We start from the raw sequence: 25,619 nt of genomic DNA, 5'->3' as shown, positions 1-25,619 counted from the left end.
GTGTGGGGCCCGGACGGACCGGGCCCCACGACGTACGGGCTTCAGCGCGGTGCGGCGGTCAGTAGCCGCCGTCCGGCTCGGCGGCGTCCGCCTCGGTGAGCGCGAGCTGCACCACCGTCCGCGGGGCGCGGCGCTGCACCAGCACACCACGGCCCGGCACCCGCTGCTCGGCGCGCTCGCCGCCCAGCACCGCGCCCTCCTTCGTATCGCCGGACAGCACCAGCCCGGAGGCGCCCAGCTCCCGCGCCCGGGTCAGCATCGGATCCGTCATCGCGGTCCGCGCGAAACCCGACACCCGGCGCGCCACCACCAGGTGGAAGCCCAGTTCACGGGCTTGCGGAAGATAGTCCACGAGCGGCGACAGCGGCGACTGCCGCCCGTGGGCGACGAGGTCGTAGTCGTCGACGACGACATACAGCTCGGGCCCCTCCCACCAGTCGCGGTCGCGCAGCTGCTGGTGCGTGACATCGGCCGGCGGCAGCCGCTCGGCCAGCTTCTCGGCGACCTGCTCGGCGTAGAAGGTGGCGGCGGTGGCGTCACCCGCGTACGCGCCGAGGTGTTCGTCGGGGACGATGCCGAGCAGCGAACGCCGGTAGTCGATGACGATGAAGCGGGCCTCCCACGCCGAGTGCCGCTCGGTCATCTGCGTCAGCCAGCTGCGCAGGAACGCGGACTTGCCCGAACCGGAGTCGCCGAACACCAGGAAGTGCGGGTCCGCGTCGGTCAGTTCGAGGTGGACCGGCAGCAGGTCCTGCTCGGCCACGCCGATCGCCACGCCCGCCGCCGGACGGTCGGCTGCGGCGGGCAGCTCCGCCAGTTCGGTGAGGGTGATCCGCTCCGGCAGCATCCGGATGGGCGGCGCCGCGGCCGTCGGCCAGGAGTCGGCGATCTTGGTGAGGGCGTCCTGCTGGGCGTCGGCCAGCCCGTCGAGGGTGTCCATGCCGTCCAGACGCGGCAGCGCCACCTGGAACTGCACACCGCCGGGGGCCAGACCACGGCCCGGGGCGGTCGCGGACGCGAAGCGGCGCGCCGCACGGCGGTCGATCTCCGACTCGGCGGGGTCGTTGAGCCGCAGTTCCAGCCGCGCGGCGATGCTGTCGCGCAGCGCCATCCGCAGATCCGCCCAGCGGTTGGCGGTCACCACCATGTGGATGGCGACGCCCAGACCGCGCGCCGCGATGTCCAGCACGGTCGCGTCGATGTCCATCCGGTCGAGCATCTCGCCGCGGACCCCGGCCCAGTTGTCGAGGAGCAGGAAGATGTCGGCGCTGCGGACGCCGTCGGGCAGCTCCCCGGCCGCGCGGCGGCGGCGGAACTCCTCGGCGGAGTCGATGCCCAGCTCCCGGAAGAGCTGCTCCCGCTCGGTGAGCAGCTGGCTGACCTCGGCCAGCGCGCGCTGCACCCGCTCCACGTCGTGCCGCCCGACCACGCCGCTGACGTGCGGCGCCCGGTCGAACGGCGCCAGCGCACCGCCGCCGAAGTCGACGCAGAGGAACTGGATCTCGTCGGGGGAGTGGGTCGCCATCGCGGAGAGCATGAGGGTGCGCAGGAACATGCTCTTGCCGGACTGGGGCGCGCCGATGAGGGCGAGATGCCCGTACTCGTGCGCGAAGTCCGGGACGACGGGGTGCTGTTGCTGCATCACGGGGATGTCCGCGACGCCGACCGGCAGCTTCAGCGAACCGTGCTCCGGCCACCACTGGGCGCGCAGCCCCGGGACGTCCGGCGTCGTGGCGAGCGGGCCGGTGAGCGCGTCCAGCGGCAGGGCCCGCGGCAGCGGCGGCAGCCACACCTGGTGGACGGCCTGCCCGGAGCGCAGCAGCCGCTCGACCAGCACCTGCATCTCGGTGGGGCCGGTGAGCAGCGGCCGGGAACGCCGCTCGGGCTCGGGCGCCGGTTCCGCGTCCGGGTCGGGCGCGAGCCGCAGCCCGAACGGGACGGGAGCCGCGGACACCGGGCCCTCGACGGCGTCCCGGTCCTCGGGGCTCTCGTGCGGCCCGGAGACATGGGCCACACGGAACCGCTCGTACACCGAGTCGGCGACCTTGAGGTACGCGGAGCCGGGGATGGGCGGCAGCTGGTAGGCGTCCGGGGTGCCGATGACGGCGCGGGACTCGGCGGCGGAGAACGTCCGCAGGCAGATCCGGTACGAGAGGTTCGACTCCAGACCGCGGAGCTTGCCCTCCTCCAGCCGCTGGGTGGCGAGCAGGAGGTGGATGCCGAGGCTTCGGCCGACGCGGCCGATCTGCACGAACAGGTCGATGAAGTCGGGACGGCTGGACAGCAGCTCACCGAACTCGTCGACGATGACGAGGAGATACGGCAGCGGCTCCAGCGGCTTCCCGTCGGGCCCGGTCTGCCCGGCGGCCCGGCGCAACTGGTACTCGCGGACGTTGTCGAGGTTCCCGGCGTCCCGCAGCAGCTTCTGACGCCGCTGCTGCTCACCCTGGAGGGCGTCGCGGACCCGGTCGACGAGGGCCAGGTCGTCCACCAGGTTGGTGATCAGACCGGCGACGTGCGGGAGTTCGGTGACGCCAGCGAACGTCGCACCGCCCTTGAAGTCGACGAGGACGAAGCTGAGGATGTCCGGCGAGTGGATCGCGGTCAGACCGCCGACCAGGGTCCGCAGCAGCTCACTCTTGCCGGAGCCGGTGGCACCGACGACCAGACCGTGCGGGCCCATACCGTTCTGAGCGGCTTCCTTCAGGTCCAGGGCGAGGGGCTTGCCCTCGGCGTCGAAGCCGACCGGGAAGCGCAGCACGTCCTCGGAGTCCGGCTCGATCCACAGGTCCTCCGGGTCGAACGAGTCGAGGTCCGGGACGCCCAGCAGATTCGGCAGCGACATGGTCTGCGCGAGGATCTCCTCACCCTCCGCGGACAGCCGCAGCGGCGCCAGCGCACGGGCGGTCGCCGCGCACAGCACCGGGCTCGGCTCGTCGGCGACGGCCCCGTCGACATACGCGGAGGCCCGGTTGTCGTTGCGGCGGTTCTCGATGAGCAGCCGCCCCTCGTCGTCGACGTGCACCCGCACATCGGCCCGGGTCGGCTCGTCGGCCTCGCGGCTCACCACACACACGACGGTGACGCCGGTGCCGGGACCCGCATCCGCCAGCAGCTGGGTGGCGACGGCGGAGCGGGCCCAGGCGCTGCGCGGGTCGTAGCCGTCGAGGAGGACGATGAGACGGCGGCGGTTGGCGGCGGCCTCGCGGCCGGAGGTGAAGGTGCGGCGGGCGGCGGCGGCCTGCTCGTGCGCGGCGGTCAGCCAGGCGGCGAGATGGTCGGCGACGCCGTCGAAGTCCTCCGCGACCAGCGGGACCACGCCCGCCTCACCCGTCGCGTCCTCCTCATGGGTGTGCGGCAGCCACTTCGCCCATTCCCACTGCGCGTCCTCGGAGCCGCCGGTGACGACGGTCAGGCAGACGTCGTCGGGCGCGTGGAGCACCGCGACCTGGCTCAGCAGCGCCCGGGCCACGCCACGGGCGTGCCCGGCCGGTCCCACCACGCTGATCACGCCGGACTGGTCGAGGTCCACGGTCGCCGGCTGGTGGCCGACGCTCGAGGTGTTCTCGATGAGCCGGTCCGCGGCGGCCTTGGCACGGGTGTCGTACTCGACCGTGGGGTCGTTACGGGTCGCCAGCCGCACCGGCGTGGACAGCGGCGCGCGGCCGGTGCCGATCCGGACCTGGAGGAAGTCCGGGTCGGTGGGGCGGCGCTCCCACACGCGGCGCCGCCGCCGGGAGATGGCCCACAGGCGGTGCGGCGAGGGGTGCTGCCAGGCGGCGACGGTGCGCTGGTCGGAGGCGACCTGACGGGCCGTCTTCCGGATCTCGACGAGGTGTTCCAGATAGCGGTCGCGGGCGCTCAGCCGCTGCTTGCGCTGGGTGCCGCGCATCTGCATACGGACACCGAAGGTGAGGCCGATGGAGAGGAGGACGAAGGAGATGCCGAGAAGGATCAGCATCTTCTTGCCCGCGACGATCATGTAGGCGGCCATGCTGATGCTGGACAGCAGCGGCATCAGCAGCATCAGCCAGTTGGCGCCGGAGTCCTTGGCGATCGGCTGTGGTGGCGCGGCCACCACCACCGGGTCGGTCGGGAGTTGGGGTGGGGCGACCCGGGCGGGGCGGTGGAAGACGATCCGCGACATCAGGGCTCTCTGTGCAGGGAGGTGGGGCGGCAGAGGAGGGGCGTGGGCCCGGCTGACCGCGTCAGCGGGGGGCGGGACCGTTCTGGGGCGGGTGGGCACCACCGTCGGAGGCGGCGGCGAACGGGTTCACCGGAGGGGTCTTGGGACGGCGCGCGGTCTGCTCACGCAGCCCGGCGGCGAGGCCGGTGAGCCCCTGGGTGAACTCCTCGACCTGCTCGACGCGCGCCGCCTTGAGCGTCGACTGCGCCGCGTCGATCGCCGCGATGACCAGGTCCTCCAGCGTCTGCGGATCGTCCGGGTCGATGACCGACGGATCCATCCGCAGCGACGTCACCCGGCCCTCGCCGTTGACCTTCGCGGTGACCAGACCGCCACCGGCGTGACCGGTCGCCTCGGCCGCACCGATGGCGTCGTTCATTCCGGCGAGGTTTCCCTGAAGGCTGCGCATCCGCTCCGTGAGGGCCGCGAGGTCGAACGATGGGCGGTCGGACATGGGCGGTGCTCCTCGTGCGGGCTGGAAACGGCGCGGAGATGCCGGCGCACGACGGACGACGGCGGCCCTTTCGGGCGCCACCGGGCGACAGGTGGTTGCCGGGCGTCGCGCGCGGGGAACGGCATCGGTCCACGCACATCCTCCCGCCCCGCCCCGCACCTGGCCAGATCCCTGTTCGGGGACCTCCGAGCCGGGACGGGGCGAGGGCACGGCGGTCCGGTGCGGCCGCGCCCCCGCCGCGCCGGGCTACCGCACCGTCTCGCAGTTGTCCACGACCAGGCCCTCCGGCTTCGGCCGGCCACGGAAGACCGCGACGAACGTCTCGGTGCCGGCGCGCCACAGCCCCCCGTCACCCAGCTGCTCGAAGCCGTACACACCGAGCATCTCGGGCGTCAGCACGGGCGCGTTGGCCTCCACGAGGACGTGGTCGGCCCCCGCGTCGATGCCGTCGCCCTTGGCGATACCGGCGGCCCGCCGCAGCAGCGCCTCGACGATCCGCGCCGTCTCGTCGGACGGCTCGTCCCACAGCGCCCCGCTCAGGTGCAGCACCCGCGGCGGCCGCCCGCCCTGCCCGCCGGCCGCCAGCATCGTCACCGGGCTACCGGGCGTGAGACCCGCGATGTCCACCTGACCGGACCGGTAGCGGATCTGGCCGACGGCCGCACCGGCCGTGCTCACCCCGCCCGGCTGCCACTGCGTCACCTGCAGCCGCCCGCGGAACGTCTCCGGGCTTTCCACCAGTGGCACCCGCGGCGGCTGCTGGGCGTTGCCGGGCACCTCCTTCGCGGCCGGCTGCTGCACCGGCTGCTCGCTGACCTGCTCCTTCGTGACCTGCGGTTCCGTCACCGAGGAGGCCGTCACCTGCTGAGATGCGGGCTGGGCGACCGGCTTGGCGTCGAGGTTGGCGAACGGCTTCGCGTCGAGGTTGGCGAAGGGCAGGGACTTCGGCGCTTGCTTCGGCTGCCCGGACGCCGAAACCGTCTTCGGCGATGCCTGCTGCGGGGCGGCAAGCAGGGGCCTCTTGCCATACTGCCGCGGCCCCGCATTCCTCCTCCGGGGATTCAAGAAGCCCGGTCCGGTGGGCGCCTCCTGCCCGGTCGGTTCCATGTCCTCATCGGACAGCTCGGATGCGATGTCGCTGTCGGACGACTCCGAGGCCATGGACTCGTCATCGAGATCCATCGATGCCGAGCCCAGGGGAGAGCCGTCGTCGCTCAGGAGGTGATCCCACTGGGGAAGGAGACCGGTGTCGATGCCTTCCCTCAGCCGGCCGACCTCCTCGCGGATGCTGTCCCAGCGGCTCGCAGCAGTGCTGTCCTGCGGCTCGTCGACGAGCATGTCGTGCAGCGTGCCGAGCTGATCACTGGCCCATGCCGCGAGATCGCGGGCCCGCCGCAGGGCGGGTTGCGCGGACGGGTGCGACGAGGCGATCTCCGCGGCGTCCGTCAGGAGCTGTGCGGAACCCCCCGGGTCCTGGAAGAGGTGCGTCCGCAGCCGCGTCTGCAACTCCTCCCAGACCGTCACGGCCGCCGGCCGGTCCTGCGGACCGGCGAGGCTCGATTCGCCGCCGAACATGCCCGACAGCCTTGCGAAGCTCGTCACGTGCTGCGGATACGCGGGGTGCGATTCCTTGGTCCAGGACGTCGGTACGAACAGCTTCCACTCACCGTGCCGGCCGTCTTCGACCGCCAGACCGAAGTTGGTGCCCTGCCAGTCACCGAACGGCGGCATGGTAAAGACGGTGGTGGTGGCCGCCCACACCTCCAGACCCGTCTCGTCCGCGATCTCCTGGGCCGCGTTGACGCCGGGTTCCTCTGTATCGGCACCGGCCGAGCACGCGGCGAGGATGAGCTGGGGGCGGCCGATCTTCTTGAGATTCTGCAGGCTCGGCCGCTTGTTCAGCGTCTTGCCGAACGTCGTTCCCGAAACCACGTGCGACTGACCGGTCCGGCCCTCCGACACCACCAGCTCAAGCCAGCCGGGCCTGGCATGCGTCATCGCCAGGTACGTGGGACGTTCCGGATCCCAGCCCGCCGTTTCCCAGCCGGCCGGCTTGAATTCGTCTCCTTCAAACGGCGGGACGTGCGGGAAGGTGCGATTGCTGATGTCGACGTCGGTGATGTCCCGAAGGGGTTTGACGAATTCGTGCGCCGCGTGGAAGACCCGGCCGGCGAGGTGTTCCATATCACCGTTCTGCGTGATGAGCACCCGACGATGCTCCAGGTCACGAGGCCGGATGACGACATGCTGGTCCGTGGCCGATGTCACCGCCGGCAGTTCCTCGTCCTCGTCGAGGAACGCGTCGGTCACGCTGGGAAGGATGAGGGAAATCTCGGCGGTGAACGTGCCCGGGATCAGGGGCGGCTTCACCGGTGTGATGGCGAAGTCCCCGACGTCCTCCCCGACCAGCTCGTGAAGCGCCTCCCACAGATGGTTGGCGATTTCCGCCGCCAGGGTCCGGCCGGTGTGCGACTCATCGGGGCCGTCCACCGTCAGAGGCCCGGTGGTCCCCAAGACGGACACCTCGACGCGTGGCAGAGCCGTGCCACGCCGCTGGGTGCTCTCTCCCAGCGCGACCAAGCGCTCCGCGACCTTGGAGATCACCTCCAGCATGTCCTCGTGGTCCAGCTCCTCCTCTTCCGTGGAGCGCAGCAGGTACGTCTCCCGGACCACACTGCCCACGGCCGGCTCCGGCGTCGCCTCCGCGGTGGACGGCTCGGACAGGTTGCCGAAACCTGCCTGTCCAAGGACTGCCCGCAGTTTCGACCGCAGCTCTTCGTGGGCGGTACCGGAGCGGACCGCCTGGTCGAGAGCGGGCAGCAGCGCCTGGCCCGCCGCCAGATCCTCGGCGGTCCACGCCCCCTGGGCCGCGCCCATGCGGCGCAGGTACGCCTCGACCGCTTCGATGTGCAGCGCCGTCTCGTAGAGCGCGCCGAAGGCACCGGGGTCCATGGGGGGGTACTGCGTCCGCGCGGGCGGCAGTTGGGCAGGAGCCGAAACCGGTGCCTCGTTGAGGACACCGTCCATGGCGTCGGTGTTCGGGGCGGCGGCGTACCGTCGTGCCCCCTTCGAGCGGGGCCCCGAGGCCGCACGGACCGTAGGCCCGCCGAGGCCCGCGGAGGGCTTCCCCTCCTTCAGCGGAGCCTGCGCCGCAGGCGCCTCTCCGTCGGCAGCGGACGCCTCCTGCTCCTCCGGTTCCGTCAGGTCGAGCTGCCGCGTGAGGCCCTGGCCGGGGGAGCCGGACGACGGATGCGCCAGCTCCGTGACGTCCTCTTCGTCCGCCTGAAGGAAGGCCAGGTCCTGTGCGGTTGCCTTGCCCTTGCCCTTGCCCGTGCGCGAGGTGCTCGCCACGTCGGTCGGCAGCAGCTCATCGGAGAGCGGCTGCGGCTCCAGATAACCGCCGCCAGCCAGCCCGTTCGCGGGCTTCAGGCCATGCGCGTCGAGCAGTTCGGCGATCCGCCGCTTCAGCGCTCCGTCCGGACTGTGCTCCAGAGCGGAGCGCTGCCGCGCGATCTCCGTGACCACCGCTCGCTGGGCGGCCTGCTGTGCGGGGTCCTCAAGAATCGGGCGGGTGCGGACCTTGCTCTGCGCCCAGTCCATGTCCTCCTGGGGAGGCAGGCCGGCAGCGGCGTCCTGCCGCCACGATGCGGGGGGCGTCAGACCGTACGCGAGCAGCGCCTGCTCGCGGATCTGCTGCCGGTCCGCCTCGGCCTGCTCCGGGCCCTTCTCCGCCCGCAGCTCGGCTGCCTTGCGGAGCGCCAGGGTCCGCAGGCGCCGCAGCGACGGGGCAGGGCTGCCCGAGGAGTCGGAGAAGATCTCGCTCAGCAGCTGCTCGGCCCACTCCCTGTCCTGCGGGGTCGGATCCGGCGTCACGGTGCCCGTTTCCGGGTCCGTACGGTCCACCCGTGCGTCGCTGTCGGCCGTCAGCCACTGGATGCCGTTCCACAGCTCCCGTTGGTGCCGGTCGACCTGCAGACGGCCCGCCATGAACAGCGAGCCATGGCTGCGGCACTCGTCTTCCGGCAGCCGGTGGGCTTCCCTGAGATGGGCGACTGTCCGGGTGGCCAACATCCAGGGGCCGGTGAGGTCTCCGGCGTTGGCGTTGAGTTCTTGGCTGCTCGGGAATGACTCCAGTTTCTCCGTAGTGGGAAGGGCGTGCAGCACCTTCTCCAGGAAGAGGGACCCCGCGGGAGCGACGATGAAGTGGTTGCCCAGCTCGCCGACCGTGAACTGGTACGTCGCAATGCCCCGCAGCGATTCGAGAACGTGCGCGGACTGCCTCTGGTTTTCCGACAGCCATGCGGTGGCTTTCCGGGCAGTCCTGGCGTAGTCCGGCCAGTCCTGCAGCATCGCCCCGAAGAAGGGGACCGCGTCCGGCGCCATCATCATTTCCTGCTGTGGCAGTTCGATCTGCCCCGGCGCGATGTCGACGTCGGCGTACACACCGCCTTTGCGCAGCAGGATCAGGTATCGCGCCGCGTCCGACGCCATCGCGAACGCCTTGTTCTCGAGCGCGTGCTGGTAGACGTCCCCGGCGCGCTCGCTTCCCGACCCGGTGTCCTGCCCGGCGTTCGCGGACGAGGACCCCTGCGGGGCGACCGCCGATGCGAAGAAGCTCTCCATCGACTCGACGCGTACCGACGGCTGGCTCCGCAGGCCGTCGAAGAACTCCTTGTTGGCCGCCAGGGCGTCCTGGTCGGCGCGGAAGACCAGCTCCCAGCCGGATGCCTTGGCCGTCTCGGCCCACTCCGCGATGTTCTCCTTGGCGGAAGGACTCAGCGGCTTGGTGCCGAGCCACTGCATGTGCACGAACCGGGCCACCGGCATGTCGCCCGAGATATCACTGATATACACCGGGCGCGGCACACGGTTCACCGAGATGACAGCGCGGCGCTGCTCCTGCTTGGAAAGCGGGGAAGCGCTCCGCTCCGCCGTGCGGATGACGATGTGGAAGTGCGTTTCCCACAGGGAGAGCACGTTGTCCGCGCGGCGCTTCAGCAGCTTCTTGAGGCTCTCCGTCAGGGTGTTCTTCACATGGAGAGCCCGCGCTTGCGCGGACTGCTGGGATTTGTTGCCCATCCCGGAGATCTCGATCTCCGGAAGGGCCAGCCCCGCCCGGCGGTTGGAGAGTCCCAACTCCACCAGCTCGTCGGCGATTTCCTCGATCTTCGCCAGCTGTTCGCCCGACAGCTCCTTCGAACGCTCCGCGAAGTACACGGTGTGCGTGTCCCGGCTGCCGCCTGGGCCGTCCGTGTCCAGGGCGCTCGTGGGCAGGGGCGTGCTCTTGGACTGCCCGCCGCCGCGCAGCCCGCCCTTCGGCATCTCGACGCCCAGCGCCGTCAGCTTCGGCTCCAGCAGGGAGTCGGCCTCCCGCCGTGCCGCGGCGTTGCCGGCGAACTCGCGTCGGCGGTGGGCGATGTCCTCCCGCACGGCCGCCACCGCGGCCTGTACCTCGGGGTCGTTGAAGACCATCGGGCCGCGCACGATGTCGGCGGCCCACCGCAGGTCGTCGTCCGACGGGACGGACGCGTCGTCGGCCGAGGTGAGCGCCGCAGTCATCCGCTGTTTTCCGGCCGCCGGAACCGACCGCGACGGCGTCTGCGGCAGGCTCGTGAGCAGGGGCTTCTTGCCCTTCTCCCGCCTCGCCGGCGCCACGACGGTGGACTCTTCATCGAGATCCATCGGCGCCGAGCCCTGGGAAGCGACGCCATCGACGTACTCGTCGTCGGTCTCCATGAAGTCGTCGTAGTCCGACTCCGAGCGCGACGGTGGGTGGAAACCGTCACGGCGCGGATATTCCTCCTGCTCCTGCACCGGGAGGTTCGCGGAGGGGGGGCGGGGGACGTCGTGCCGATCGCTCAGCAGGTAGTCCCACAGGGGAAGCCGCTCATCGTGGATGGCGGCCCTGAGCTGCTCCACGTTCCCGCGCATGTGGGTCAGCCGGTTCGCGAGGACGGTGTCCAGTGGTGCGTCGAGGCCGCGGCTCGTGGCTTCAAGGTTCTGCGCCACGACGCCGAGCAGGTCGTCCAGCGGGCCCAGCTGATCACGGACCCATACCGCGAGATCGCGGGTCCGCCGCAGGACGGGCTGCGCGGACGGATGCGAGGACGCCAGCTCCGCGGTGTCTGTCAGGAGCAGCGCGGAATCGTGAGGGGCGTCGAAGAGGTGGCTCGTCAGCCGCGTCCGCAGCTCCTCCCAGAGGTTTACGGCCACCTCCCAGTCATCCAGCGGATCTTCGAGGCCCGACTCACCGCCGAGCAGGCCCGACAACATCGCGAAGTCCTGCTCGTGCCGCTCGTACGCGGGATGGGACTCCTTGGTCCAGGACCTCGGGACGAACAGCTTCCACTCGCCGTACCGGCCGTCCTTGACACGCAGACCGAAGGCGCTGCCCTCCCAGCCGCCCTCCGGCGGCTTCGACACGATGCTGGTGGTGGCCGCCCACACCTCCATGCCGGTCTCGTCCGCGACCTCCTGGGCCGCGTTGACCCCGGGCTCCGCTGCGTCGGCACCGGCCGAGCACGCGATGAGGATGAGCTGCGGGCGGCCGAGCTGCTTGAGCTTCTCCAGGCTTGGACGCTTCTTCAGCGCATGGGCGAACGTCTTTCCCGGAACGACCTGCCCGCGGGACTCCCCGCCCTCCGACACCACCAGCTCGAGCCAGCCGGGCTTGGCATGCGTCATCGCCACGTACGTGGGACGCTGCGGATCCCAGCCCGCCATTCCCCAGCCGATTGTCTGATCCTCTTGGATCCCGTTCTCGTCCGGGAGAAGGTGCGGGAAGCGGAGATTGCCGACATCGACGTTGGTGATGTCCCAGGAGTTGTCGGCGTATTCCTCCGCCCGATGGAACATCCGGCCCGCAAGGTACTCGACGCCACCGTCCTGCTTGACGACGATCCGCCGGTGCTGGATGTCGCGAGGCCGGATGACGGTGTGCTGGTGCGAGGCCGACGACACCATCGGCAGTTCGCGGTCCTCATCGAGGAACGCGTCGGTCACGCCGGGGAGGTGGAGGGAGATGTCAACGGTGAACGTCCCCTGGGTCAGGGGCGGCTTCACCTGCGTGACCGTGAATTCCCCGGCCTGTTCCCCGACCATCTCGCGCATATGGGCCAACAGCTGACCGGTGATCTGCGACGCCAGCGTCCGTCCGGTGTGCGACTCGTCGAAGCCGTCCACCGTCAGGGGCCCGGTGTCGCCGAAGACGGACACCTCGACGTACGGCCGGTCCGTGCCGCGCCGCCGGGTGCTCGCGTCCAGAGCGACCAGACGGCCCGCGACCTCGAAGATCGCGCGCTGCATCAGCGGCTGGGTCAGCTCCACCTCTTCCGTGGAGCGCAGCGAGTACGTTTCCCGGACCTCGGAGGCACTGCTCCCGATCGGCTCCGGTGTCGCTTCCGTGGCGGCCGTCTCCGTCGTGCCGGAGCTTTTGGGCGCGGACCGCCGGATTGGGGAACGGGGGGTCGTGGCGGCGTTGACTGTGGGCTCGAAGCCGGCCGGAGGTTCAATGCGTGCCGTGGGCTCGAAGCCCGCCGGGGTCGGGAGGCCGTCGAGCGTGTCGACGGTGGTGAAGAACTCGCCCTGCGTGTTCAGCTCATCGGAGGTGATTCCGGTGGGAAGGCCCCAGGCCGTGGGCCGGAACAGCAGCCACTCGCCGCGCTGCTGCGTCTTCCGGTGAGGCAGCAGGCCGAAGGTGTGAATGCCCGAGGAGGCGGGATTCCGTCGTACCACCGAGAGGGTCGCGGTGGTGGCCGCCCACACCTCGGTCCCGAGCCGGTCGGCCGCCTCCTGCGCCACGCTCCGGCCGGACGCGTCGGTGGCTCCGGCGTGGCATATGAGGAGGAGGAGCTGCGCCTCCTTGCCGTGGCGCTGCTTCATGTCGCGGTAGCTCGGGCGGCGCCCGAGCACCTCACTCAGCGCCTCGCCGTCCACCGAGTGGGACGACGTTTCGCTGCCCACCGTCACTGTCAGCTGCACAGAGCCGGGGGTCCCGTGCGTGAGCGCGACGTAGAGGGGCCGGGAGGAGTCCCACGGCACCTTCTCGTACCCGCTGAGGACGTGCTCCTCCTTGGGCTCCCCCTGCTCCGTCATCACGTACGTGACGTCGTAGTGTGCGAAGTGCTTCTTCGCCAAGTCGAGCTGGGTGTGCTCCTCGATGCGTTGGTTGGACTCCGACTGTGCGAGGAAGGCCCGCCCGGCCCGCTTGCCGTCGGCGGTCAGGATGCGGTGGTGGTGCAGGTCGCCGATCCGGAGGGAAGCAGCCTGGCCCGACCGGGCCGTGATGCTCCGGATCGTGAAGTTCGGGTCGTGGAACCCGTCGGTCACCTCGGGCAGCCGGATACGGAACTCGGCGTACGGCTCGTTGTTGACGGCGGAAAGCCGGGCGGCGTCCTCCACCTTCACCGCGGTGATCGAGAGAGCGACGTTCTCCAGCAGCTTGTCCGGGTCGAGGAGATCGAGCTGCCGGGTCAGTTCCTTCCGGATTTTCTTGACCATGCGCGAAGCCAGCTTCTCGGCGCCGAGCACTCCCTTGGCGTCCACCACCGGACGGCGGTCGCTTTCGAAGACCCGCACCTCGATCACGGGCAGCGGTGTCTTCTCGTGAACGCTGTTCAGAGCCAGCTGGCTCGCCCGGGTCGCGATGGCCTGCAACAGGATCCGCACCGCTTGCACGTTGTCCGTGGTGAAGGGCAGCCGGTACGCCTCCTCGACCTCCTGTGCCGTGTCCACCTCGGGCGCGACGCCCTGCGGCGGAGCGATCACCTCCCGCTCCTCCGACGGGGACTCGTCCGAGAGCTGCTGTGGGAGGTCCTGCGGCGTGGAGTAGGGAACCACCTGTGTCGTGGCCGAGGTGCTCGCCACGTCGGTCTCGGGCAGCTGTTCCCCGGAGGGCGGCTGCTCTTCGACGAAGCGGCCGCCGGGCAGGCCGCTCTCGGGTACCAGACCGTGCCCGTCCAGCAGCTCGGCGATACGCCGCTTCAGCGCGTCGGGCCTGGCCTCCAGGGTGGAACGCTGCCGGGTGAGCTCCGTAACCACCGCCTTCCGGGCTTCCTGCTTCCGGTGGTCGTCGAGGATCGGCCGGACGCGGACCAGTTGCCGCGCCCAGTCCCTGTCCTCCTGGGACGGCAGGCCGTTCCCGGTGGTGCCCTGCGGCCAGGGCGTCCCGGGCGTCAGGCCATAGCTCACCAGCGCGTCATCGACGATCTTCGATGCCTGCTGGTCCGCCTCCTCCGGGCCCATGGTGGCGCGCTGCTGGGCCGCCCACCGGATGACCAGTTCCATCAGGCCCCGCAGAGGCGCGGGGTGGTCCGTGGTGTCAACGGCCGCTCGCACCTGTTCCCCGGCCCAGCGCAGATCGTCCTCCGACGGCTCCACCACGGGGACCGAGGCGCTGTGGTGCGCCGTGTACGTCAGAACGTCGCTCTCGGCGGTCAGCCACATCAGATCCCCCCACAGCTTCAGCTGCTTGGGGTCGGGCTGCAGACGTCCGAGGGGGAACAGATGGGAGTCGTAGACCCTGCCCGCTTCCGGGAGCCGGCCGTTCGCCTTCAGATACGCGAGCGTCTGCGCCTTGAGGAACCCGGGTCCGGTCAGGTGACCGGCGTTCTTGGCGAGCTCCACCTCCAGGGTGGAGCCCTTCAGCTCCTCCGGATCCCGGAGGTTCTCCACCACCCGTGCCAGGTACGCCGACCCGGCGGGGGCCACGATGAAGCTGTTGCCGAGGCGCCCTTGCAGGTACTGGTAATCGACGAGCTTCCTCAGCGGCCCCTGCGCCTGTGCGGCCTTCAACGGCGCCTGACCGGTCAGCCACCGCCCGGCGTCGCTCAGAGCGTCCCGGTATTCCGCCCAGTCCTGGAACCTCGGTGCCTGGAACGGCACCGCGTCGGGTGCCATGGACAGGCCCTCACGCGGCAGGACAACGGCACCGGGAGCGATGTCGACGTCCACGTAGACACCGCCGTGGAGCCACAGGGCCAGGTACCGCACGGCGTCCGAGGCCATGGCGTACGCACCCTTGCCGAGGGCGTACGCGTAGAGCTCCCGGGCCCGCTCCGGACCGGTCTTCGTCGTGGTCGCGGACGACTGGCCCTGCGAGGTGGACGCCTGCCCGCCGAAGAGCTCCTCGACCGGCAGGATCCGGGCCGCGCCCTTGGCCAGTTCCGTGAAGAAGTCGGCGTTGGTCCGCCGGGCATCGGCGTCGGCGATGACGGCGACCTGCCATCCGGACTCCGCTGCCTTCCGGGCCCACGCCGTGACGTTCTCCCTCGCGGACCCGCTCAGCGCCTTGGTCCCGAGCCACACCAGGTGCACGGTGCGCGCCACAGGCACGGTGTGCTGCCCGCCGGTGTCTCCCAGGTACACCTGCTGGGGGACACGGTGCACCGTCACCGTCGCACTGCGCACCTGTTCCTTGGGGAGGCCGGTGCCGTTCTTCGCCACCGGGCCGTGCGAGACGCGGAGGTGGTCCCCCGCCAGCCCGAAGAGGTTGTCCGCATGGTTCGCCAGGCGGTTCGAGACGACGGTGCGCAGTACGGTTTCCACCGCGGCCGCCCGCTGCGCCGCCGCGTCCATGGACTTGTTGCCCATGCCGGCGATCTCGATCTCCGGAGCCGGGAGTCCCGCACGACGGTTGGAGACGGTCAGTTCCACCAGCTCGGCAGCGAGTTCCTCGATCTTCTCGCGCTGTTCGCCCGACAGCTCCTTGGAGCGCTCCGCGAAGTACACGGTGTGCGTCTCCCGGCTGCCGCCGAGGCCGTCCGTGACCAGGGTGCTGGTGGGCAGCGGCATGCTCTTGGCCTGCCCGCCGCCGTCCAGCCCCGGCTGGAGGACGATCCCGTGATGCGTCAGCAGCCGGACGGCCTCCCGTCGTGCCGCGTCGTCATCGGCGAACTCGCCGCGGCGGCGGGCGATTTCCTCCCGCACGTCCTGGACGGCGCGGCGCTTGGCCTGTTGCTCCGGCTCGACCCCGATGATCACGGGGGACGGCGTCACTGTCCGGGCCCATGCCTGGTCGTCGTGGTCCGGACGGATGGGGGTCTTGGGTTCGGTCTGGGGCTCCTCCGGCTCCTCGCCCACCTGGGACACCGGAACACTCCGCCGGACGCCACCGGAACCGCGAGCGCTCAGCGGAGCCTGGCGCTCCGACTGCTCCGCCGGGGACATGGGCGTGTTCTCGGCACGTGCCGGTTGCGTGCCGGAATTCTCCTTCTGCTTCGCCACGTAGATGACGAAGTGGTCGGCGTCATGGAGTATTTGGTCGATTGTTTTGCGGGCGGACTTTTTTTCGGGATTGATGCTCGGGATCGCCTTGATGTAGGCGAGGAAGCCGGCGTCCGTGGACGGGAGATTCCCCACCTCAGGGGAGATGTCCTTGGACGGACTGACCCCGTAGGTCAATACGCTTTCTTCCTTCTTTGTGAGGTAATCCTCCCACCGCAAGGCCGTCAAGCGGCGAGCGACGACGGCTTTTTCGTTCCCCGCCTTGCTGGTCGGCCAATCCTGCATGATTTTGACGAAACCATCAGTCTTGTGGCGTGACTCCATCTTCCGCCACATTGCATACCAGGTGTTACGTCCCGCGTGCCCGACCTGTGCCTGCGAATGCACCTGCTCCGGGTCCTGCAGGAATTCGAACAGCCTGTCCGCGTACTGAACCGTACGCTGGGCCGCGTCGGGTTTGAGTCCGAGACCTCCTTCGGCGGTCGGGTGGGCCAGGTACTCCTTGAATTCGGTCACCTGGGACGGGCGTTGCAAAGTGTTCAGATCGACCGTGTGCGGGGCGGAGCCGGCCGTGCTGGGGGTGGTGAAGTACTCCTCCCACCGCAAGGCCGCCAACCGGTGGGCTCGGTGCTGTGACGTGTTCGGGGTGAACTGCGAAAGCCACTGCAGAATGTGCTTCGGCAGGACACCGTCGGGGTGCCGCGACAACATCGACGCCCACATCTTGGCGGTGGGCCTGCCGGCCCTCGGAAAAGCCTCCGAAACCGGTACTGCCGAATGCCGGTTCTGCAGGTGGTTGACAAAAGCGTTCGCCAGGTTGGCGATAGCTGAAGCCCCTGCTCTGGAGAGATCGGCCCCGCCCATCGCAAGCGGACGGGTCAGGTATGCCCGGAACCCCTCGTCTTCGGACGGGCGGACATGGCGCTGCGGTGACACATGATGTGTCATCGTCTGCCGTCCCACGGAGTCGAGGTAGGTGTCCCACCTCAAGACCGCCATGCGGCGGGTGCTGAGACTTCTCGACGTGTTGCCGTACGTCGCAGCCCAGGAACGTGCGATGTCCAGCAGACCATCGTGGCGATGCCGCCTTTCCGCCGCCTCCCACAGGGATTTCGCGATGGCGGGCGCCGACTTTCGGCCCCGGTTCGGGCGACTGCGGACGGGCTGTTCCCGATGAGGAGCCGGGTTGTCCTGCGGCTGTGCGTGTCGGTCGGCTTCCGAGGCCTCATCCATCCGGATGTCTTCGTCGTCCCCGGTGACGGACAGGCCGGGCGCGGACGGAGGTTCCTGCTCGGTCGGGGCGGTGAAGGCATCGTCGTCCGCGGGGACGGGGACGCCCAGCACCTCCGTGAGTTGCTCCCGGAGCCTGTGCAGCCTGCTGTGCAGGGCCGCATCGACCGGTTCCGTACCGGGCCGCAGCGCCGCGCCGAGCCGGTCGAGGAGGACACGGCCCCGTTCCGCCTGCTCGTGTGACGGCTCCTGGTCCACACGGAGCTTCCCGAGTGCGCGCAGGTACCGGCTCACCTCGTCGGTCAGTTCCGCCGCGGTCGGCAACGGTTCCGGCTGCGACGTGGACACCGATGCGTCCCCGCCGGTCACGGACGCCGGCGTCGCCGACACCGGGGTGAAGTCCCCGGAAGCCCCGCCGACCTGCACCGGACCGGTGGCCTCGGGAGAGTCCACGTCCATGAACGTGGGCGGTTCCTCGGCGGTGTACACCCCCGCAACGGCCTCCCGCTCCTCCGCGAGCCGCCGCTCGGCCTCCTGCTGCGCGGCGTCCTCGTCGCCACCGAACTCACCGCGTCGGGCCGTCATCTCCTCGATCACGGCGTTCACGACCGTCGGCGCCGAGGGGGGCCCGTAGATCAGGAGGCTGTGCACCAGGCCGGTGGCCCACTCCTTGTCCGGGTCGAACCGGAACTGCTGCTCCGACTCCTCGGTGATCATGGGCTGCACCGATGACTCGTCCACGGCGAGCTCGAAGTCCATGTCGAACTCGTCGAACAGTGGCGGCACCCATGTCTGGTCCATGCCCGGTTCGGTGGCCGAGGCCGGCATCGGCCCGTCGAAGATCGAGGAGGCCATCGCCTCAGCGATCTCGTCCCGGATGGCCAGGCTGTTGCTGAAGTCCAGCAGCGTGGTCATCTCGGGGCTCAGCTGCTGCGGTGCGACCGGCTCCTCGGCGACCAGCGGACCGGCGCCCGCTGCGTGCAGGGCACGGGCCCACGGCTCCAGCGCCGCTTCCAACCGCCCGATGAGGGACTGACCGGGGGAGTCCTGGCCGTACATCAGCACGGCCAGGAACGACGTGCCCAGGGCGACGGTCTCCTCCCAGTCCACAAGCTGCTCGGCGGTCAGCGCCTGCGGCTCCACGACCTCCAGCAGCATCAGCGTGGTCTCCACCTCCGAGAGCCACGTCTGCCGCCCTGCCGCGTCCGACTCCTCCGGGGCCAGGTACACGACCGGAGGCGTGGGCGAGGGCATGACGGGCTGGACCGGCAGCATCGGCGGGGACAGGAGCGCGTACGCCGGGGACACGGCCGGGGACACCGGCGGGGGCGTGAGGGAGCGCGTCGGAGACAACCGCGGGGACGTGGAGTCGCCCGTGATCTCCATCGGTGCTTCCCCGGTCACCGCGGGCGTCTGCTCGGCGGTACCGGTCGGGGCGGGCGAAACTCGCCGGTCGCCCTCCGACTGCCTGCTGGTCGCGGTGCGCAGTGGCCGGGCAGGCGCGGCCGGGGTGCTCATCGGGATCGTGAACTCGGGGTGCTTGCCGAGGAACTTCAGGAAGGAGGTGACCCGAAGCTGCTGGGACCTGCGGGTCGCCACGCTCAGAGGCTTCTGGTTCTTCCCCATATTCTTCAGCGCTTCGTCGAACTCGTTGTCGTCCGACGGCCTCAGCTCACCTTGCTGCAGAGGATGCGCATTCCCTGACCTCTTGCTGCTGAGGTACTCCTCCCATACCTCGAACGCCCTCGCGCAATCCTCCTGGCGCCGCCATGACTTGATGTAGTCGGGGTCGTTGAGCCACGTCGACACCGCTGTCACCAGCGGCGTGTCATTGCCGTACCACTGTTCCAGCCTGTCGAGGAGCCATGTGGCTCGCGGATGCATCGGGCTGTACGGGGGAGGGCCGGCCGGGGCCTCGCGGCGAACCCTCCACTCCGGCTTCCTGCGGGACCCTGCCGCGGAGGAGCTCGGAGCCGTCACGGCGGGGCGCGGCTGCGTCTGGTAGATGCGCTGGTGTGTCGGGGGGGCAGAACGGAGCGGTACCGGTGGCAGGCTCGCCACGCCCTCGGGCAGAGCACGGTGGAAGGCGTACAGCAGGCTCGCCCCGACCCTTACGTCGGACGTGACGTCAGGCGTGTCTGCCGCATCGGGCGCACGGGTGGCGATGGCCTCCAGGTGCGTGAGGTACCGGGCCAGCTCGTCGGCGGGATCGCCCGAGCTCGTGATGTCGGCCCTTGCCAGTTGCCACCACGCCTCCGCCACAGTGCCTGCCTGGCTGAGGCTCTGCCGCGACTCCAGGAACCCGTTCACGAACGTGACCACGGGGTGAACGATGCCGTGGACACGCGCCATCTTCTTGATCAGGGGGTGGTGGACGGTCTCCGTGGTGCCGTTGTCCTGTGCGGACGTCGTCACGACCACCGTGTCCGCCGGGATACGGGTCAGTACGTCGTTGATCCGCCGGGTGAGCCTCGCCCTGATGTCGGTCCCCTGGTCGTGGGACGCCCGCCACAGGTCACGCCGCCGCCGGCGCAGCCCGCTCACCAGCTCGTGGCCGGGCGACGGCGGATGGCCCGCGGCGAGTTCCTCCTCCACTTCCGAGAGGTGGTGGTCCAGCGCCTGGGTCCATCCGGTCCAGGCGTTGTACGCGGGGTTCCGGCGCAACGTCGGGCGGATGTGGTCGGCCACGGGGACGAGCGGCTCCATCGTTTCCAGCATGGTCAGCAGCCGGGTGCGCATCGCTTCGTCGACGTTGCCGGCGCGCACCTGGTCGTCGAGGTCGGCCAGGAGCGACCAGCCCCTCGTCAGATCCGCGACGGTGAAGGCCCCGCTGACGTTGCCGTCCGGCATCGCCTGTACGTATGCGTCGACTTCGTGGACGACCATACTGGCGGCCGTCAGCGCGTCGAGCTCTTCCATGCTCAAGGGCTCGGCAGGCTGCACGGTGCTCCCCGCCGTGCCGGACGAGCCCGCGGCGAACAGCTCCTCCTCGACCTGCTGGTTCCCCGTGAGGGGCGTCGAGGGCGCACCGCCGCGCAGGCCGGCCTCGGAGATCGGCAGGCCGCGCTCCTTGAGGAGTTGACGGCCGTACTCCGTGGCCTGCTTGTCGTCGCTGAACTGCTGCCGCCGTTCTGCGACGTCCTTGTAGACCTGCTGGATCCGATCGCGTATCGCGCGGCTTTCGTCGGTGTCCGCGATGACCAAGCCGACGGGTACGACCTGCCGGGCCCACTCCTCGTCCGAGGACAGCTGGGCTCCGTTGCCGTTGTCCGTCGCGGACACCGGATCCGGGGCGTCCGTCGATTCCGCGTTCGGGACGGATGTCGCCCTCCGGCCCGCTTCGGCATCGGTCAGGGTCGGGTACACCGGCTCGGTCGCCACCTGATCGGAGGTTCCCGTGACGTCGAAATCCCACTGCGTGAACGCGGCGGGGGGCTCGGGTTCGTCGAGAACGAAGTCGCCGGATTGCCCGGGTATCTCGGTCGTCCAGGCCGAGGTGTCCGTGATGTTCGTGAACGTGCCGGTCTCGAAGGGCAGTCCGGTGTCTGGACCGATGCGGGTCGGGAATACCTCTGCGAATCCGGCCGGAGGTGCGGGAAGTTCTTCCGTTTCGAAGGTGGTGAATTCGGTGGGGGGCGCGGGAATGTCGTCTGTTTCGAAGGCGGTGAATCCGGCCGGCGGTGCCGGGGTTTCATCTGTTTCGATCGTGGTGAACCAGCCCGACGGCGCGGGGGGCATGTTGGTCGAGAAGAATCCGGCCGGCGGTTGGGGGATGTCCTCCGGTTCGATGGTGATGAATTCGGAAACCGCCTCGAAGATGCTGTCCGTTTCGGTGGTGGTGAATTCAGAATCGGAATCGGAGATATCGTCCGATTCGATCAGTGAATATTCCTTGGTGAAGGTCGGGAGATCGGCGGACGACATGGGGTCGGCGATGGAGTCGCCGAGCATGTCGTCCCACATCGGGAGAAGCTCGTCGAAGACCTTTTTGGCCAGCTTGTCTGTCTCCTCCGACAGGTCTTGGAGGCTTACCGGCGAGGTGGCCTTGGACCTGACCTCCTCCGGCAGCTTGAGAAGCAGCTTGTGCACCTTTTGGATCCGGCCGGCGACCGAGACGCCCAGCTCACGGGTGCGTCGCAGTGCGGGCTGGGTGGCCGTGGACACGCCCTGGGTGTCTTGCGCGATGGCCTTCGGCTCCCCGTGGAGGAGGGCGTCGACCTTCGGCCTCAGTTCCTCCCACTGCTGGTTGACGGCTTCTTCGAAGGTCTCCGGCTTCTTGCCGGGGTTCTCGGCCGCCTTCCGCTTGGCGAATCCTTCAGGACCCGTCTTCAGCAACTTCACCAGTTTGCCGAAACGCGCCTTGAAATCACCGTAATCGGGGTGCGCGGTATAGATCCATGACGTGGGGCGGAAAAGCTTCCATTCGCCTTCCTTCTGTGCCACCTCGTCGTAACCCAGCGCCAGGGAGGTGCCGGCGGAACGTGCTTCCTTGGAGCCCGCGGCGGTTACCTCCGTGGTCCCCGCCCAGACCTCCAGGCCGGCCATGTCCGCCGCTTCCTGAGCGGTGGTCACCCCCGTCTGATCTTCCGCACCTGCCTGGCAGACGAGGAGAACGATTTGGGGCAGCGGCTCCCGCCTTTCCTTTGACTTCGGTGCCGACTGTGAATCCACCAGGTTCTGGAGACTCGGCCGGTTCTTCAGGGCCGTACCCAGCGTCGCACCGGACCCGGTGTAATCCTTTTCCTTGCCGCCGTGGTCGATCACCAACTCGATGTCATTGGGGGCACCGTGCGTCATGGCCATGTACAGACGACGGGTCATCTGCCATGGAATGGTCCCCCAGGAGAGCATCGGCGTCTGCTCGCTGTCGAGCAGCACCGATTCCTGATCGTCGCCGGACTTCTTCCGCGGCGCGTGCAGGAAGTGCGGAAACGACAGATCGATCAGCGTGTTGAGGTCGATGTGGCTGTCGATCTCGGCAGTGCGGTGGAAGACCCGCCCGATGCGGTAGCCGGGCGAACCGCCGATGCCCTTGGTGACGATGAGCCGTCGGCTGACGAGGTCACTGATCTTGAACAGGGCCAGATTCGTCGGGTCCCACTTTTCGCGCCCCGGCGACAGCCCCAGTGGAAGACTCGGATCGAGGTAGGCGTCGCTCGTGTGGGGAAGACGGAGCCTGACCTCGGTGCGGACCTTGTCCTTCGGATGGTTGTCGTCCTGGGACGGCTTCACCGCGACGACCTGCAGAGCCGCCGCGTTCAGTGCCGCCTCTCCCTCCTCCGTGGCCTGCTCACACGCTGCCGTCAGGTACTTCTGGAGCTGCTCGACGGTCTCGGCGGCCAGCTCCCCGGCGGTGCGCGTCTCGACGTCCGCGTCCTCCGGTGCGGGAACGGTGCCAAAGACCCGCACTTCGGCGACGGGCGATGGCGTTCCGTTCCTCCGGGTGTCGCGGTACAGATACGCCATGCGCGACGCGATCTCCCGGAGCTTCCGCCGGGCCGTCCGATCCGTGGGGTAGGGCACCGTGTAGGGCTCCTGCACGTCCGGCGAGACCGGTTTCGTCTGCACAGGCACCGACTGCGTGAGGTCCTGCTCCTGGGAGTCGGCCGGCGCGTTCGTCATGGCCGTGGTGTCCGGGGCGGTGAGGGGCTCCTGCCCGGGGTCCTCCTGCTCCTGCTCCTGCGCCTGCTCCTGGGCCTGCTCCCGCTCCGGAGCCTCCGCCTGCTCCGGAGCTTCCTCCGTCTTCGGGTCCTCCAGCGGGGCGGACTTGTCCCACGGGAGCGCGACCGTCACCGGTGTCATGCCCTGGTGCGTGCCCAGCAGCTCGTCGCCCTTGAAGTACCAGAAGGTCACCCGCACCGAACCGTTGCGGATCTCCTGCGGCTGAGGCGTCTTGGTGCCCATGAAGACGCGGCCGGACTCGTTCTGGGTGCCGCCGACGCGGGAGGTGGTACCGGCGCTCGCGTTGCCGGTGACCCGCACGGCATCCACTCCGGGCGCGCCGGCCGAGCCGCCGAGCAGGGCCTGGCCCGACCGCTGCTCGATGTGGTGGTGGGCCGTGCCGAACCGGTGTCCGGCCTCGGTGGCCTGCGCCACCTCGGCCTTCTCGTCGATCCGGCCGAGAAGCAGCGGCTCGGGCAGATCGATGGTGGCCGTCACCCGGATCTGCTCGCCCCCCTCCTTCCACAGGTCCACACCCGGCGCCTTGCGCGCGTCCTGCGGCGTCCCCTCCACGGAGGCCATCTGCACGAGCCGCGTCATGAACTGCGCGTGGCTGAAGTACAGCTCCGCCTGCTTGCCCCAGGTGGTGGTGCCGGACTTCTTGTTCCATTTGCCGGTGTACTCGGTGCCCCCGGCCGTCAGCATCTGGTGGACGCCGCCGATGGAGTCGAGGCTGCGGATCACCCAGTCGCGGGTGGGCCGCACCGACTTGAGGAGGTGCCCGGCCAACGTCGGCACGTCCTCCGTCAGGAAGGTGAAGTCGAGCTCCACTCCGCCGATCGCCCGGCCGTGCCCCGCCGTGATCAGGGAGCCCCGCCGCTCGAACATCTTGCGCTGGGTATCGGGGTCGCCGAGCAGCTGCTGCGGCTGGGACGACCCACCAGGGCGGAGCTTCCGCAGTACCTTCCGTAGCCCGTCGAGCGGCAGCCGGAAGCCGGTCCGGGCCGGCTGCGGCGTCGGCGGCGTGGGGGTGAACGCGACGGGTTTCCGCAGCTGGTTCCTGAGCTCTTCGGCCTCCTGCTCCGCCTTCCGGCGCAGCTCGGGGTTGTGCTCCGCCGTCCGGAGCAGTTCGGCGTTCCGCTCCGCCTTCCGGAGCAGCTCGGCGATCTCCTCCGGCGTCAGCGGCGGCTGCTGCATCTGGAGGTTGCCCAGCGCCTCCTCGATGCGGTGGGCCTTGTGGCGCTGTACGGCGCGGAGCGCCCTGCGGTGCAGCCCGGTCTTCGTCGACTGCATCGTGAAGTACAGAACGACCTGACCGCGGTGGCTTGCCGACGCCACCTTGCTCTTGGTGGTCCTGGTGGTCTTTCCGGTGGTGCCGGCCGTGGAGTTCACGTCCTTGCCACTCGACCTGGCGGCACTCATGCCGGCCACCATGTTGGCGCCGGCCGTGACCGGGATACTGGCGCTGAGCCCGAGGCTGTGGCCGGTGGAGGTGCCACCGGCGGCGGCGGACACACCGTCCGAGAAGCCCACGCCGAAGGTGCGTTCGGCGCCGGCGGTGAACTCGGTCTCGCCGGTCTGCGTCCCCGCCTTCGCGGTCTTCTTCGCCGTGGTCTTCTCCGCGCCCTCCGGCGTGGTCCCGGCCTTCTCCTCCACCTCCTCTTCCTCGACGGACTTCACACCGGCGGTGACGAGGACGAGGCCGCCCTTGACCTCGACGCGCAGCGGTTCGTCCGCCAGCATCCCGCGGAGGCGCCGCGTGAGCGTGTCGGTGGGCAGCTCGGCCACCAACTGCTGCTTGACCGTCGGCCAGTCCCGGCCGAAGACGCGCTTGCCCTGGCCGTCGAGCGCGCCGAGCAGGGTGAACATGTCCTTGACCGACGCCGGCAGCGTGACGTGCTGGACGATGTCGGTGTCCCCGAGGCGGCCCGAGAGCTTGATGCGCTCGGGCACGCCGATACGGGACCACTTGGGTGCGTACGCCGGAGTGCCGTCGGCGAGGGTGACCTCGCGCGACGGGAAGGCGAAGACCGCCGCGGCGTCGGCCTCGACCTCGATCTCCGTCGGGCCTGCGGGCTTCTTCTCCTTCGGGCCCTGCTCCGTGGTGCCGGTCGCCGTGGGGGCGGTGGCCTGCGGGGCGGCGACCGTGGTCCCGGTGGGCGCGGACGACGTCGCCGGAACCGCGTCCTGCTGCTCCTGCTGTTCCTGTTCCGGCTGCTGCGTCTGCTTCTCCGGGTGGAACCTCCACCACTTCACCGAGAAGCGGAACGAGATCGTCCCGCCGAACAGGTCGTGCGGCTCGGTGGTCTTGCCCTTGGCCATCGATGCGCCGCCCGAGTCCAGGGCGTGGCCGACGCTGGTGTCCTTGGTGCGGTTGTTGGCGTACTGCACCGTGAGGACCGGGGGCTTGATGACCGTGTCCCGCAGGAACTGGGTCCGTTCGCGGTCGTCCTCCATGAGACCGGTGCCGGCCGACTGGTCGGTGCCGGTCTCCGTTTCGAACTTCTCGACGTGGTCCCGGTGGAGCATGCCGCTGACCTTGACGTCGGTCAGGGCAACCTCGGCGGCGATGCCACCGGCCTGCACCGTGATCGTTTCCAGCGCGTCCGGGCGCAGGCTGAGCTGCGGGATGCGGGGCCGCAGCGTCAGCAGGTTGAGGCGGACCGCCAGCTGTTCCTCGGCCTCGGGCCAGTGCGGGCCGAAGACCTGCTCCAGTTCCTCGCGCAGTGCCACCAGCGGCCACCGGCCGCTCTTCAGGCTCAGCACGTGGTCGGTCGGTGCCAGCACCTCACCCTGGGTGACCCGACGCGGCGGGTACACCACCCGGGTCTTCGCGGCGCCCGTCTGTTCCTGGGCGTTCTTCTG

The 25,619-nt window shown here is 69.8% G+C and carries 3 protein-coding genes (1 of these 3 only partly in view); all 3 read right to left on the bottom strand.

Features of this window, described 5'->3' with window-relative positions; translation table 11 throughout:
- Positions 1–58: 58 nt before the first annotated feature.
- Positions 59–4,147 (bottom strand): type VII secretion protein EccCa, encoded by a 4,089-nt coding sequence (eccCa, locus tag ACFWWQ_RS02110; RefSeq protein WP_384588607.1) that lies wholly within the window; start codon positions 4,145–4,147, stop codon positions 59–61.
- Between the two features lie 61 nt (positions 4,148–4,208).
- Positions 4,209–4,640, bottom strand: coding sequence for a YbaB/EbfC family nucleoid-associated protein (locus ACFWWQ_RS02105; RefSeq protein ID WP_384588604.1), 432 nt, complete (start codon positions 4,638–4,640; stop codon positions 4,209–4,211).
- A 246-nt stretch (positions 4,641–4,886) separates the two neighbouring features.
- Positions 4,887–25,619 carry the end of a glycosyltransferase gene (locus ACFWWQ_RS02100; protein WP_384588601.1) on the bottom strand. It continues 23,448 nt past the right edge of the window, so only the last 20,733 of its 44,181 coding nucleotides appear in the window; its start codon lies off the right edge, out of view — the gene reads right to left on this strand; the stop codon is at positions 4,887–4,889.

The sequence above is a fragment of the Streptomyces sp. NPDC059080 genome (genome assembly GCF_042739975.1).
Classification (GTDB): domain Bacteria; phylum Actinomycetota; class Actinomycetes; order Streptomycetales; family Streptomycetaceae; genus Streptomyces; species Streptomyces benahoarensis.
This window is presented reverse-complemented; position numbering and strand designations above follow the sequence as displayed.

Coding starts and splice junctions, on each gene's coding strand:
- eccCa (WP_384588607.1), bottom strand. CDS start 4,147: ATGTCGCGGATCGTCTTCCACCGCCCCGCCCGGGTCGCCCCACCCCAA.
- ACFWWQ_RS02105 (WP_384588604.1), bottom strand. CDS start 4,640: ATGTCCGACCGCCCATCGTTCGACCTCGCGGCCCTCACGGAGCGGATG.